This is a genomic window from Brachybacterium massiliense (assembly GCF_900184245.1).
In the GTDB taxonomy this organism is placed as follows: domain Bacteria; phylum Actinomycetota; class Actinomycetes; order Actinomycetales; family Dermabacteraceae; genus Brachybacterium; species Brachybacterium massiliense.
On sequence record NZ_FXXB01000008.1, the window covers coordinates 764,308 to 777,696 of the forward strand.

At 74.5% G+C, this 13,389-nt stretch carries 11 protein-coding genes; 2 read left to right on the plus strand and 9 right to left on the minus strand.

Translation table 11 applies throughout. The features are described 5' to 3' along the window. Window positions 1-50: 50 nt before the first annotated feature. The 6 genes from BN4251_RS13575 to BN4251_RS13600 form a co-directional block, all read right to left on the minus strand. Complete coding sequence (locus BN4251_RS13575; protein ID WP_087485593.1) at window positions 51-2,060, minus strand: thioredoxin-like domain-containing protein; 2,010 nt, start codon at window positions 2,058-2,060, stop codon at window positions 51-53. 73 nt (window positions 2,061-2,133) lie between these two features. Further along, complete coding sequence (locus BN4251_RS13580; protein WP_087486384.1) at window positions 2,134-2,817, minus strand: HAD family hydrolase; 684 nt, start codon at window positions 2,815-2,817, stop codon at window positions 2,134-2,136. After that, window positions 2,814-3,518: an HAD family hydrolase gene (locus BN4251_RS13585; protein WP_170931968.1), complete on the minus strand. Its 705-nt coding sequence runs from the start codon at window positions 3,516-3,518 to the stop codon at window positions 2,814-2,816. The genes BN4251_RS13580 and BN4251_RS13585 overlap by 4 nt, the downstream gene beginning before the upstream one ends. A gap of 77 nt (window positions 3,519-3,595) precedes the next feature. After that, window positions 3,596-4,885 (minus strand): O-acetylhomoserine aminocarboxypropyltransferase/cysteine synthase family protein, encoded by a 1,290-nt coding sequence (locus BN4251_RS13590; protein WP_087485595.1) that lies wholly within the window; start codon window positions 4,883-4,885, stop codon window positions 3,596-3,598. Between the two features lie 162 nt (window positions 4,886-5,047). Further along, on the minus strand, window positions 5,048-6,751 hold the full coding sequence (locus BN4251_RS13595) for an ABC-F family ATP-binding cassette domain-containing protein (RefSeq protein ID WP_087485596.1): 1,704 nt from the start codon (window positions 6,749-6,751) through the stop codon (window positions 5,048-5,050). A gap of 109 nt (window positions 6,752-6,860) precedes the next feature. After that, complete coding sequence (locus BN4251_RS13600; RefSeq protein ID WP_087485597.1) at window positions 6,861-7,835, minus strand: N-acetylmuramic acid 6-phosphate etherase; 975 nt, start codon at window positions 7,833-7,835, stop codon at window positions 6,861-6,863. A 195-nt stretch (window positions 7,836-8,030) separates the two neighbouring features. Here BN4251_RS13600 and BN4251_RS13605 point away from each other — a divergent pair, with 195 nt between their 5' ends. Continuing rightward, entirely contained in the window at window positions 8,031-9,086 is a 1,056-nt protein-coding gene (locus BN4251_RS13605) for an N-acetylglucosamine kinase (RefSeq protein ID WP_087485598.1), read from the plus strand. Between the two features lie 88 nt (window positions 9,087-9,174). Then, window positions 9,175-10,611, plus strand: coding sequence for a flavin-containing monooxygenase (locus tag BN4251_RS13610; protein ID WP_087485599.1), 1,437 nt, complete (start codon window positions 9,175-9,177; stop codon window positions 10,609-10,611). 2 nt (window positions 10,612-10,613) lie between these two features. Here the strand turns inward: BN4251_RS13610 and BN4251_RS13615 are convergent, their stop codons facing one another. The 3 genes from BN4251_RS13615 to BN4251_RS13625 are packed head-to-tail and all read right to left on the minus strand — an operon-like array spanning window position 10,614 to window position 13,380. Beyond that, window positions 10,614-12,407, minus strand: coding sequence for a cytochrome c oxidase assembly protein (locus BN4251_RS13615; RefSeq protein WP_087485600.1), 1,794 nt, complete (start codon window positions 12,405-12,407; stop codon window positions 10,614-10,616). Next, window positions 12,404-12,814: a fluoride efflux transporter FluC gene (locus BN4251_RS13620; RefSeq protein ID WP_087485601.1), complete on the minus strand. Its 411-nt coding sequence runs from the start codon at window positions 12,812-12,814 to the stop codon at window positions 12,404-12,406. The genes BN4251_RS13615 and BN4251_RS13620 overlap by 4 nt, the downstream gene beginning before the upstream one ends. Then, the gene (locus BN4251_RS13625) at window positions 12,811-13,380 is read right to left on the minus strand and encodes a fluoride efflux transporter FluC (RefSeq protein ID WP_245810355.1); all 570 of its coding nucleotides are present in this window, start codon (window positions 13,378-13,380) and stop codon (window positions 12,811-12,813) included. The genes BN4251_RS13620 and BN4251_RS13625 overlap by 4 nt, the downstream gene beginning before the upstream one ends. Window positions 13,381-13,389: the final 9 nt, after the last annotated feature.

Below are 13,389 nucleotides of genomic sequence, written 5' to 3' on the forward strand. Positions count from 1 at the left end.
GCTCCGGCGGCCGAGGATAGCGGAGAGCGGGTGCCGCGTCCGGCACGGGCTCAGGCCAGCAGCGACAGATCGAGATGATCCGGGCCGCCCTCGACGACCGTGATCGGCACGCCCCAGTCCTGCTGATGCATGTGGCAGGCGGGGAACTCGATCGCCGGGTCCGCATCGCACGAGGCGGCGCGGGCGCTGACGTGCAGGACGCCCTCGGTGTAGGCCGGATCGAGCTCGAGCGTGCGCTCCAGGGCGGTGTCCACGCCGCCGCCGGAGGTCAGCATCGCGCTGGGGGTGGTCGAGATGGTCACCTGGGTGGAGGGGCCCAGCGAGTCGTCGAGCTTGTGCCCGGGCGGCGGGGTGAACAGCACCCGCACCGTCAGCGGGCCGGGGCCCACCTCGGTGACCGGGCGCTCGGAGCGCTGGGCTCCGCGGTCGATCATCCGCTCGGCGGCCTTGGCCACCGGCACCCAGGTGATGCGGTGGGTGCCGGACTCGACGACGATCAGCTGGCCGATCCCGTCGATGGGCGGGCCGACGATCGCGTCGGAGGGCTCCTTGAGATCGGTCGCGACGGTGACCACGTGCGCCTGTGCGGGTGCGGGCTGCTCGGAGCCCGCGGCGCCGGGCTGATCGGGCAGCCCGATCACGCCGCTGAGCGCGGTGATGCCGCCGGTGGCGGTGCCGCCGTCGGCCGCGGGCTCCTCGACGATGCGGATCGCGCCGTTGTACGTGTCGGAGACGGCGATGCGGCCGTCGGGCAGGGCGGTCACGCCCAGGGGGTGCTGCAGGCGCGCCGTGCTCGCCGGGCCGTCCACGTGCCCGAAGTCGAACAGGCCCTCGCCCACGAGGGTGCTGACCTGCATCGTCTGCGGATCCAGGACACGGATCGCGGAAGTCTCGGAGTCGGCGATGACGATGCGGCCGTCGGGCAGCTCGTCCAGGCCGGAGGGCTGCGCCCACCAGGAGGTGACGGCGGGGCCGTCGACCAGGCCCTCCTGGGTGGTGCCGGCGAGCACCATCAGCGCCCCGGTGACGGGGTCGAAGGTCCACAGCTGGTGGACGCCCGCCATCGCGATCACCGCGCGGCCCAGCACATGCGACCAGGTCAGGTCCCACGGGGTGGACAGCGCGAAGCTGCGGGCATCGCCCTCGCCGCGGGGCAGCGGCTCGCCCTGCATCCACTGGGCGCCGGTGCCGGCGACGGTCACCACCTCGGTCGCGGTGCGCGAGCGCAGCAGGCGGTCCTGGCCCACCTTCACCCCGCGCAGGCGATGGTTGGTGGTGTCGGCGACCAGCAGGTCGTAGCCCACCTCGGCCGCGACCTGCTCGGGCAGGGCGAGCACGCCGTTGGGCTCGGCGAACTGGGCGGTCTCCTCGTCGCCGTCGGCGTGGCCGCGCGTGCCGGTGCCGATCGTCGCATCGACCGTCGCGCCGTCGTTCTGGAAGACCACCAGGCGGTGCTGGCCGGCATCGGAGACCACCAGGCGGCCGTCCGGCAGGACGGTGAGCTTGGAGGGGAAACGGAGGGTCTGCGGGGTGCGCTCGCTGAGCACCGTGGGCGCGGGGCGGCGGCGCAGCGAGCCGTCGGCCTCGCCCTCGGCGACGAGCTGCTCGATGAGCCGGTCGAGGTTCGCGGCATGGCCCTCGCCCGAGAGGTTGCCGGCGATGCGCCCGTGGGTGTCCAGCACCATCAGGGTGGGCCAGGCGCGCGCGCCGTACTCGGTCCAGGTCTCGAGCTCCGGATCGTCGATCACCGGGTGGCTGACCTCGTAGCGCTCGATGTTCGCCGCGAGCGCCTCGGGATCCTTCTCGAACTCGAACTTCGGCGAGTGGACGCCGACGACCACCAGCTCGTTCTCCCACTTCTCCTCGAGCGGGCGCAGCTCGTCGAGGACGTGGAGGCAGTTGACGCAGCAGAAGGTCCAGAAGTCCAGCAGGACGATCTTCCCGCGCAGCGCCTCGAGATCGAGGTCCACGCCTCCCGTGTTCAGCCAGCCGCGGCCGCGCAGGGCCGAGCCATGGGCACGGGCGGTCAGGGGTGCGGAAGGATCGGACGATGTGCTCATGGGGTCCAGTGAACACCGGATCGGCGCCGGGGGGCCAACTCGAGTGACATGCGTGGACATCCTCGGCGGCGGATCACCAGGTGCGGATCCACTGCGCGAGCTCGGGATCGGTGAGGGAGGACAGCGTCAGATCGGCCGGCGGGGCGGAGAATCCGGGGGTCGGCACGGCGATCAGCCGCAGGCCCGCGTCCCGAGCGGACTGCGCGCCGGTGCCGGAGTCCTCGAAGGCGAGCACCTCGGACGGCTCGGCGCCGAGCGCACGGGCCGCCGCGGCGTACATGTCCGGTGCGGGCTTGGGCCGGGCCACGGTGTCCGAGGCCTCGAGCACGGTGAAGTGCTCGCGCAGACCGCCGCGCACCAGCTTGTCCTCGAGCGAGGCGAGCCAGGAGTTCGAGGCGCAGCCCAGCGGCACCCGCTCCCCCGCGAGCGCAAGGACCTCGGGGACGCCGGGCATGGTGCGCATGCCCGTGCCGAGCTCGTCGGCGAACACGTGGTGGAGGTCGTCGAGGATCTCCTGCTCGCAGTGGCCGCTGCGGCGTGCGATCAGCTCCGCCGCGACCTCGATGGTCGCGCCGTGCAGCACGTCGGCATCGCCCTCGCGCAGCTGGGCGCCGTGATCGGCGACCACCCGGTCCTCGGTGCGCTGCCAGACGGATTCGGTGTCCAGCAGCAGCCCGTCGCAGTCGAAGACGATGGCGCGCGGGGTCCAGTCGCCGAAGGCCTCGGCGAAGCGGGCGGGGATCGTGCTCGCGGTCATCGGCGCGCCTCCCACTGTGCGATCCACCCGGTGAGCACCGGATCGGCCATCGAGGTCAGGCGGCGCGGCGCGCGCGGCTCCTGGCCGGGGATGGACGGGACGGCGATCAGCTGCAGGCCGGCCGCGAGCGCGGCCTCGGCCCCGGTCTCGGAGTCCTCGAAGCCGAGGCAGTCCGCGGGGTCGGCGCCCAGGGCGCGGGCCGCCGCGAGGTACATGTCGGGCGCCGGCTTGGGCTCGGCGACGTCCTCGATGGCGACGGATGCATCGATCACGCCGGCGATCCCGAGCTCGGTGAGCTTGAGGTCGAGCATCTCGCGCGGGGAGTTGGAGGCGACGGCGACGGGCCGCACCGCGGCCATCGCGCGCAGCGCCTCGAGCGCGCCGGGCAGCGGCGAGAGCTTCTCGCCGATGTGCTCGCGGTGCGCGGCCACCAGCTCCTCCCCCACCCGGTGAGGGTCCTTGCCCACGGCGCCGGCGATCGTGGTCACGACCACCTCGACGGAGCGGCCGGTGATCGCCCGACGGGTCGCCGGGTCCAGGGTCGCCCCGTGCTGGGAGAGGTAGGAGTCCTGCAGGGCGACCCACTGGCCCTCGGTGTCCACCAGCAGTCCATCGCAGTCGAAGATCACGGCGCTGGGGGCCCAGCGCGGCGGCCACTGGTCCAGCGGGGAGGCGAGAAGGGCGGCGGGCTCGAAGCTCATGCCGACCAGGGTATCCACCCTCGCCTGCACGAGTGCTCCGAGGCCCGCCGCCCCTCGCCGTGCGATGCCCTCAGGGCTCAGGCCGAGGCAGCGGCCAGGCCCTGCTCGATGTCGGCGAGGATGTCGTCGATGTGCTCGATGCCCACGCTCAGGCGCACGAAGCCCGGCTCGATGCCGGCGGCGCGCTGCTCCTGCTCGCTCAGCTGCGAGTGAGTGGTCGAGGCGGGGTGGATGACGAGGCTGCGCACGTCGCCGATGTTCGCCACGTGCGAGTGGAGGGTCAGCGCGTCCACGAAGCGTCGGCCGGCCTCGAGCCCGCCCGGCAGGACGAAGCCGAGCACGCTGCCGGCGCCCTGGGGGAGGTACCTGTCCGCGGTCTCCTTGTACGGGGAGGAGTCAAGCGACGCCCAGGTCACCTGGCCCACCCGCTCGTCGGCCTCAAGGAAGTCGGCGACCTTGCGGGTGTTCTCCAGGTGGCGCTCCATGCGCAGCGGCAGCGTCTCCAGACCCTGGCCGATGAGGAAGGCGTTGAACGGGGAGACCGCCGGGCCCAGGTCGCGCAGCAGGTTGGTGCGCGCGCGGGTCGCGAAGGCGGCGGGCAGGCCCGCGAAGACGAGGCCGTTGTAGGACTCGTCCGGCTGGTTGAACTGGGGGTACTTCTCGGCATGGGCGGCGAAGTCGAAGCTGTCGCCGTCCACGAGCACGCCGGCGATCGAGGTGCCGTGGCCGCCGAGGAACTTGGTGGCCGAGTGCACCACGATGTCCGCGCCGTGCTCGAGCGGGCGCAGCAGGAACGGGGTGGCGACAGTGTTGTCGACGATCAGCGGCACCCCGATCTCATGGGCGACGTCCGCGATCGCCCGCAGATCGGGGATGTCCTGCTTGGGGTTGGGGATCGACTCGACGAAGAACGCCCGGGTGGTCTCATCCGCGGCCGCCCGCCAGGACGCCGGATCGGTGGGGTCCTCGACCCACTGCGCGGTGATGCCCAGGCGGCTGAGGGTGTGCTTGAACAGGTTGAAGGAGCCGCCGTAGAGGCTCGGGGAGACGGCGATGGAGTCGCCGGCGCCGGCGAGGTTGAGGATCGACAGGGTGATCGCGCTCTGCCCGGAGGCGAGCAGCAGGCCCGCCGCCCCACCCTCGAGCGCGGCGATGCGATCCTCGACCGCCGCCTGGGTGGGATTGGTGATGCGGGTGTAGATGGGCGCGGCCTCGGCGAGCGCGAAGCGATCCGCGGCGGACTGCGCCGAGGGGAACACGAAGCTCGTGGTCTGGTGGATCGGCAGCGCGCGCGAGCCCGCATCGGAGTCGGGGGTCTGGCCGGCGTGGATGGTGAGGGTCTCGAACCTGTGGGTCTGCTCGGTCATGGCGGTGCTCCTCCTGTGACGGGTGATGGACCCAGACTGGACCGGCCGCATGCCCCGTGCCGAGGAACATGAACGCGGATGAACGTGCGCCCTGCGGTGCGCGGCCGGTCGGCTCCGCGCATGAGCCGCGCCCAGGCGGCCGGTCCCGTGCTGGGGCGGCGCTCAGGCGGGCGGGTCCGTGCGGGCGGGCAGCTCGAGCCGCTCGCCCTGCCAGCGGCTGCGCAGCCAGCGGTCGTGGGAGGCGATCAGCACGGTGCCCTCCCACTGCGCGAGCGCCGCCTCGAGCCGGGTCGCGGTGACCAGGGCGAGATGGTTGGTGGGCTCATCGAGCACCAGCACCTCGGGGCCGCGCAGCAGCACGGCGGCGAGCATCACCCGGCGCAGCTGACCGCGCGAGAGCAGCTCCAGGGGCCGGGCGAGGTCGCGAGGATGGACCAGTCCGAACAGCTCCGGCACGGCGCTGTCCTCCGCACCGTCGAGCCCCGCGGCCTCCCGCAAGTGGCGGCCCACGCTGATGCCGACCGGCGCGATGTCGTCCTGGCCGAGGTGGCCGATCCGCAGGCCGCGCGGGCGATCCACGGTGCCCGCCGTGGGCTCGAGAGCGCCGACCACCAGGTCCAGCAGCGTCGACTTCCCGCTCCCGTTCGGTCCGGTGACCAGCAGATGCTGCCCGGCCGAGAGGCTGAAGGAGGTCGGTGCGAGGCGGCCCGTGAGCGTGACGCCGCTGAGCGCGAGCTGCACCGCGCCGGCACCGGTGGGTGCGTCGGCCTGCGGCAGGTGGGTCAGGTGCAGCTCGGCGGGCGGCCTGCGCACCTGGTTCTGCTCGAGCTGGGCGAGGCGGGCGCGGGACTCCCGCAGCCGGCGGGAGACCACGGCGGCGTTGCGGTCGGCGTAGAACTTCTTCGCGGCCCGGGCCTCGGTGCGCGGCGCGGCACCGGCATGGCCGACGCTCGCGGCGTCCACCACCGCCTGGCGCAGGTTTGCCAGCTCCTCCTGCTCGGTGCGGTAGCGATGCTCCCAGCGGTCCCGGGCCTCGAAGCGGGCCAGCAGGTAGTCGCTGAACCCGCCGGTGTACGCGGTGAGCCCGCCCGGCTCGGCCGCGACCGGGGACTCGGCGGGGTCGAGGTCGAGCTGGGCGACGGTCGCGTCGTCGAGGAAGGCGCGGTCGTGGCTGGCGATCAGCACCGGGCCGGGATGCGCGGCGATCGCCGCGGCGAGGAAGGCGGCGCCGGGCTCGTCGAGGTGGTTGGTGGGCTCGTCCAGCAACCAGCTGGTGGGGCGGGAGATCAGCAGGTGCGCGAGGGCGAGGCGCTCGCGCTGGCCGCCGCTGATCTTCCCGATCCCGGTGGCGCGGTCGAGGTCGCCGAGGCCCAGCCCCTCGACCACCTCGTCGGCGCGCCGCTCGGCGTTCCACACGTCGGCGATCGTCGCCTCGGCCAGCAGCTGGTCGTAGCGCTGCACCGCACGGGGTGCGGGCTCTCCCCCGTCCGCGCCGAGGACCTCACCGGCGGTGATCAGCTCCTGCTCGAGGCGGCGCGAGCGCTCGAGGGCGTGGGCGATCACCTCGGCGAGGGTCGCGGCGGGTGGGAAGGGCAGCTCCTGGTGGAGCACGCCGATCGGCCCGGGCACCGCGACGGTGCCCGCCTCGGGGCGCAGCTGCCCAGCGAGGATCCGCAGCAGGGTGGACTTCCCGCTGCCGTTCTCGCCGAGCAGGCCGGTGGGTCGCCCTGCAGGGACCACGAGGCTCACATCCGTGAGCACCCGGCGGTCCGGATACGCGAAGGAGAGGCCGTCGGCCCGCAGATGCAGGGCGGGGTCCGTGGAGACGGCGTCGACGGACGGGGAGGACGAGGGATGCGCGGGCATGGATCAGCTCCTGGACACGGGTGGGGTGCATGGCGGGGCTGATCACAGACGCATGCCGGCACCCTACGGGCACCGCCGGCAGCGGTCCAGGGTTTATCCGCGCGGGATCTCAGCCCTGCCCGGCCAGCGCGCCGACCGCGGAGCGGATCCCCGCCGGATCGCCCAGGCGCCCGGCATCGCGCGGGAAGCGCTCGAGCACCTCGCGTGCGGCGTCCACCTCGGCGCCCGCGAGCAGCGCCACCACGGCCACGCGCACGCTGCCGCCCGCCGCCTCGAGCACGCGCGCCGCATGCTGCGGGTCCACGCCGCTGGCCTGCACCAGCATCCGCACGGTGCGGGCCACGAGCTTCGCGTTGGTGGGCCGGACGTCGATCATGAGGTTCCCGAAGGTGGTGCCGAGCCGCACCATCGTCGCGGTGGACAGGGCGTTCAGGGTCAGCTTCTGCGCCGTGCCGGCCTTCATGCGGGTGGAGCCGGTGACCACCTCGGGGCCGACGTCCAGCAGGATCGGGTGATCGGCCAGCGGGGCGAGCGGAGCCTCCGGGTTCGCGGAGATCAGCGCGGTGGGCATCCCCGCCGCGCGAGCCGCCTCGAGCGCACCGGCCACGAAGGGGGTGCGCCCGCTCGCGGCCAGCCCGATCACCACGTCACCGGGGGCGCACTCCTGTGCGACCAGCTCGGCGCCGGCCTCGGTGGAGTCCTCGGCCCCCTCGACGGCGGTGAGGAAGGCTCCGTCCCCGCCCGCGAGGTGCGCGGTGATCATCGAGGGGTCGGCGTTGAAGGTGGGGGCGAGCTCGACGGCGTCGAGCACCGCGAGCCGTCCCGAGGTGCCCGCGCCGAGGTAGTGGACGGTGCCGCCCGCGGAGATGGCCTGCACGCACACCTCGACCAGCGCCGCGATCTGAGGGGCCCGGGCCTGGACCGCCGCGGCGACCGTCGCCTCCTGGCCGAGGATCACCTCGACCATGCCGTGGGCGTCGAGCGCATCGAGCTCGGCGCTGGCCGGGTTGCGCTCCTCGGTCGGGGAGGCGAGGTCGACGAGGCTCACGTCGAGGGACGTCTGGTCCCGCTCGGGAGAGGTCACGGGGGCTCCTGGGGTCGGGGACGGGAGGCGGCACCCCGCCTCCGGACCGTCGTCGGTCCTCCGTGCGGGGCCTGCCGTGCTCGCACCCAGGGTAGCGAGATCCTCCCTCGGCGCCGCATCGCACCGGGACGCGCCGTGCGCAGCAGATCCCGGCGGCGCCCGCCTAGCATGTGGGCTAGGACGAGGGGGACCACGATGAGCACATCCGAGACCCGGCCGCCCCACGAGGGGCCCGGCGACGCCGCGCACACCGACGCACCAGCGGCGACCACCGCGCCGCCGCGCCTGCTGCTGGCCGGGGACATCGGCGGGACCAGCTCCCGCATCGCCCTGGCCCCGCTGGACGGTGCGATCCTCGCCGAGGCGGAGGGGCCCGGCGCGAACCTGCGATCCTCGGGCACGGCCGCTCTCGAGAACATCACGCGCACGGTCCAGCAGGTGCTGGAACAGGGTCGCGAGCAGCTCGGGGCCGATGGGGAGATCCTCGCGGTGGCGCTGGGCGTCTCGGGCGCGGGACCGGCGCGGGCCGAGGAGGTGCGGCGCGGGGTCGCCGAGCGGCTCGCGGGCCTGGGGATCGCGCCGGAGCGGATCCTGGTCACCGACGACCTGCACACCGCCTTCCTCTCCGGGGGTGTGGGGGACGACGGACTGCTCGTGCTCGCCGGGACCGGTGCGGTCGCGGTGCGCTTCGAGGAACGACAGGCGGTGGCTCGCCGGGACGGGATGGGCTGGCTGCTGGGCGACATCGGCTCGGCGGTGTGGCTGGGCCGACGCACCCTCGAGGCGGTCGCCGCGGATCTCGACGGCCGCGGCCCGCGCACACGCCTGACCGAGGAGGTGGGGGCGATGCTGGGCCTGGACCTGCGCGAGGGCGAGCGTCCTCCCTCCCCCACCGGCGACCCGCGCCAGGATCTGATCCGGGCGCTGGACGAGGAGCTGCCGGCGGAGGCGCCCGCGGCGCTGGGCCGTTTCGCGCGCCTCCCCGGGATGGTGGCCGAGGACCCGGTGGCCCGCGAGATCCTCGACCTCGCCGTCTCCCACGTGCTCGAGACCGTGCAGGCCCTGGATCCGGGGGCCGCACTGCCGGTGGTGCTCGCCGGCTCCGTGCTCACCGGCCCCGGCCCGCTCGGCGAGACCGTGACGACTCGGCTGCGGGAGGCCGGCCGCTCCTTCCGCACCGCGCCCACCGGTATGCCCGGCGCGCTGCTCCTGGCCAGGGAGCGGGCGTCGCGGCACCGGGCGCGGCGATAGGATGGCGAGCGTCCGCCCGCTGCTGAGCCGGGTGCCCGGGACGCACCGGGCACCGCGCGCCGCCCGACTCGGAAGAAGGCTTCCCTCGATGCCCGATCCCCACCACCAGATCCCCACCCGCGAGAAGGTGCTGATCATCGGCGCCGGCCCGGCCGGTCTCGCCGCCGCCGCGGCGCTCAAGGCGCTCGAGGTGCCCTTCGACCTGGTCGATCGCGCCGCGCACGTCGGCGGGATCTGGGACCCCGAGCGGGAGGACTCCCCGGTGTGGCCCACGATGGAGATGATCTCCTCGCGCGAGCACACCCAGTACGAGGACCTGCTCCAGCCGGTCTCCTACCCGGAGTTCCTCTCCCCCGGGCAGATGGCGAAGTACCTGCGCGCCTACGCGGCCCGCCACGATCTCACCGAGCACTTCCGCCCGCGCACCGCCGTGCGCTCCGCGCGCCCCTTCGAGGAGGGCGTGTGGCAGGTGGAGCTGTCCACCGGCGAGATCGGGATCTACCGCGCGGTGATCTCCGCGCACGGCATCTCCGAGCGCCCCCACCTCCCCGGCTGGGCGCAGGAGATCCCCTCCTCGGTGCAGGTCATGCACTCCAAGGACTGGAAGGGCGCCGACGGGCTCGAGGGCAAGCGGGTGCTCGTGGTCGGCTCCGGGCAGTCCGCCGCCGACATCTCGGTCGACGCCGCGCGGCGCGCGCTCGAGGTGCGCTGGTCGATGCGCACCGGCCACTGGGTGGTGCCACGCCGCGTCGCCGGCATCCCCGGTGACGTAGCCGCCTCGAGGGAGCCGTCCGCGCTGGGCGGGCTGAACCAGAAGATCGCCGAGACCGTCATCCGCCGCACCGTCGGCGATCCCGTCGCGGCGGGCCTGCCCGCCCCGCAGGGCGGCCTGCTCGAGGACGCCGTGATCGTCTCCGACGACGTGCTGGACCGCGTGCGCGAGGGCCGCGTCACCCCGGCCGGCGAGGTCACCGGCATCGCGGAGGACGGCACCATCACCCACCGCGCCTCCGGCTCCGACACCGCGCAGCAGACCTACGCCCCCGATGTGATCGTGCTGGCCACCGGCTACGAGTCCGGCGCGGACCACCTGCCCCAGGACGTGGTGCCCCGCACCGCCTCGGGCGAGCTCGATCTGTTCCTGGGCGCCTTCGCGCGGGGCCGCGACGACCTCGTGATCCTCGGCCAGCAGCGCGTCTCGGGCGGTGTGCTGCCGATCCTCGTCGAGCAGGCGGACATCGCCGCGTACATGATGGCCGCGACCCGCGAGGGCGCCGCCTCCGACTCCCCCGCGCTCGCCCAGTTCCGTCGTGTGCGCGCCGGGTCCGAGTCGGCGGTGCCGGCGAAGCCCGCCTCCCGCGACGGGGGCCTGCTGGGGCGCCTCGGCGGCGTGCTCGGCGCGCACCGCGTCACCCCGCGCGCCGCGCTCACGACCGGTGACGACGGGGCGGAGAACCTGGTGCCGGTCGCGGATCGCGACACCCTGCTGGCGCGCCTGCGCTCGGTGCGGGGCCTGTTCGCCTGACCTCAGCGCGCGGCGGGCTCGCGCCGGCGCCGCAGCGCGACCAGGACCACGCCTGCGGTGACCGCCACCAGCACGAGCGCGGCGATGCCGCCCCGCTGCTGGTCCGCGAGCGCATCGGCCCACCAGGTGCGGCCGGTGGCACCGAACCAGCTCGCCGCGAGCAGGCGATCGCTCAGCATCAGCGCCGCGGCGGCGGCGAGCCCCGCCCCGAGCGGCGCGCCGGCCACCAGCAGGCGCTGCCAGCGCGGCGCGGCGGCCTCGACCGCGCGCACGGCGAGCACGCTCAGCGCACCGCCGAACAGGGCCAGCATCTGCAGCGCCAGGTGCATCGCGTGGCCGTCGAGCGCGATGCGCAGGAAGGGGCTGATGTACGCGGCGCTCAGCGCCACCGGCCCCAGCAGGGACGCGACCAGGGCCAGCCACCAGCGGCCGCCCAGCAGGGCGCGCAGCCGCTCGGGCACGGCCCCGACGCTGCCCAGCAGCGCGCCCACCGTGACCATCAGCAGCAGGTGCTGCAGCACGTGCGCGGAGACCAGCACCTTGCTGTACACGTTCAGGGGGCCGCTGGTGATCAGCACCAGCATCACGGCGGAGAGCAGCAGGCGGCGGCTCTGGGCGCGGGGGCGGCGCGGGGCTCGCGGGCGCCACCAGATCAGCAGCATCACGCAGGCCAGCGCCATGCCGAAGGGGTCCGGCCGCCAGGCTGTGAGCACCGCGGCGAGCGTCGGCGCCTCGGGCAGCGGATACCCGGTGAGCACCCCGGCGGGGCCGGCGGGCGGGATACCGGTCTCGGCCGGCGGCGGAGAGGAGCTCATCGCGGCCGCGAGGGCGACGGCCAGGCCCATCAGGGCGAGCTCGAGCAGGGCCAGGCGCCGGTAGGTGGCGCGCGCGTGGCGCTCCCCCTCGGCGGGGCCGTCGGCGAAACCGGTCGCGATCGCGCGGCGCTGCAGGGCGCCGAGGCCCGCGAGCAGGAGCAGCAGCACCGCCTTGGCCACGCCCAGCTGGACGTAGGCGCTGGTGAGAATCTCCCCGGGGTGGTTCATCCGCACCGCGAGCGCCCACACGCCGCTGAGCCCGAGCGCGATCCAGCAGATCAGCGCGAGATGCGAGTAGCCGCGCACCACGGCGGCATCATCGCGCCCGCGGTCCGGCAGCAGCTGCAGGACCGCCAGGCCGCCCAGCCAGATCCCCACGGCCAGCAGATGGATCAGCATGGTCGAGGTGCCCACCTCGTGGGTCTCGTCCCCGGCGGCGTGCCCCGTCATCGCGGCGGCGAAGAGCACCAGCGAGGCCAGTGCCGCGACCGTGCGGGCGATCGTCACCGAGGTGCCGAGCACCGCGATGGTGGTGGTGGCCGCGGCGGTCACCAGCGCGGTCAGCAGCCAGATCCCCAGATCGGTGGCGAGGAAGACGGACAGGTCCGAGCCGAAGCGGGGTGATCCCACGGGCTGCCCGGTCGCCACCGCGTAGGAGAAGGCGAGGGAGGCGCCGCGGGCGAGGGTGGTCGCGCCCGCGGCGATGGCCACCACGAGCAGCACCCGGGCACGGTCCTCGGCGCTCCTCAGCAGCCAGCCCGCGACCACGGCGCCGCCCAGGGTCAGGGCGGCGGCGAGGTCGGCGAGGGTCGAGGCGATCGGGGCACCGCGCCGGGCGATGGGCCCGGCGTCCATCAGCACGAGGTTGTCCCCACCGGCGGCGTCGGCCGCGAGCACCGAGATGCCGCCGAGCACGATCAGCCCGCCGAGCAGCGCGAGCAGGATCCCCGGACGCGGCAGGCGCGCGGAGGGGGAGGTCATGACGCGATCACCAGGCCCACCCAGAGCGCGGCCATCCCGCTGCCGGCGCTCAGCAGCAGGTAGGCCAGCGCGATCGAGAAGCTGGAGCGGCGCACCAGCTCGACGATGTCGTGCGCGGCGGTGGACAGGGTGGACAGCCCTCCGCAGAAGCCGGCCGCGAGCATCAGGTTCACGTAGCCGCCCCACCCGGTCGCCGCCCCGAAGCGGGCCACCACGATGCCGAGCAGGAGACAGGCGAGGACGTTCGCGGCGAAGGTGGCCCAGGGCCGGATCCGTTCGGGCTCCTCCGCCTGCCGCGCACGCGCCCAGCGCACCGCCAGCTCACCGAGGCCCCAGCGGGCCGCTGCGCCCAGCCCGCCGCCGAGGGTCACCAGCACGGCAGCCAGGAGCAGCCCTCCCGCGCTCATGGCTCCTCCCCGTCCCGCACGGCGGGGGCGGTGCGGGCGCCGAGGCGGCGTCCCAGCAGCAGGCCCGCCACCATCGCACCCAGGCACAGCAGGATCGTCTGGGCGCCGTAGATCAGCGCGATGATCGGGAAATCCGCGCCGATCATCGCCGAGCCCTCGAGCACCACGGCGGAGAAGGTCGTGAACCCTCCGCACAGCCCGGTGCCCAGCAGCGGATGCATCCAGGGCCTGCCGGGCCGCACCTCGAGCACGCCGCTGAGCACACCGAGCCCGAGGCAACCCGCGAGGTTCACCCAGAAGGTGGCCCAGGGCAGCTCGACCAGGGTGGGGGTGGTGACCGTGGGCACCAGCAGAGTCAGCATCAGGCGCAGCAGGGAGCCGGCCGCGCCGCCGGCGAAGACCAGCAGCGCGATCTGCCAGGTGCTCAGCCGCGCACGGACCGGGCCGGAGCCGAGGGTGTCCGAGGCGGTGACCTCCTCGAAGCGCAGCGCCGCCATCTCGACCGTGTGCATGCGCGGGTCGTCACGGCGCGGCGTGCGCGGCGCAGGGGCAGGGCTCGAGGTCACCGCCACAGC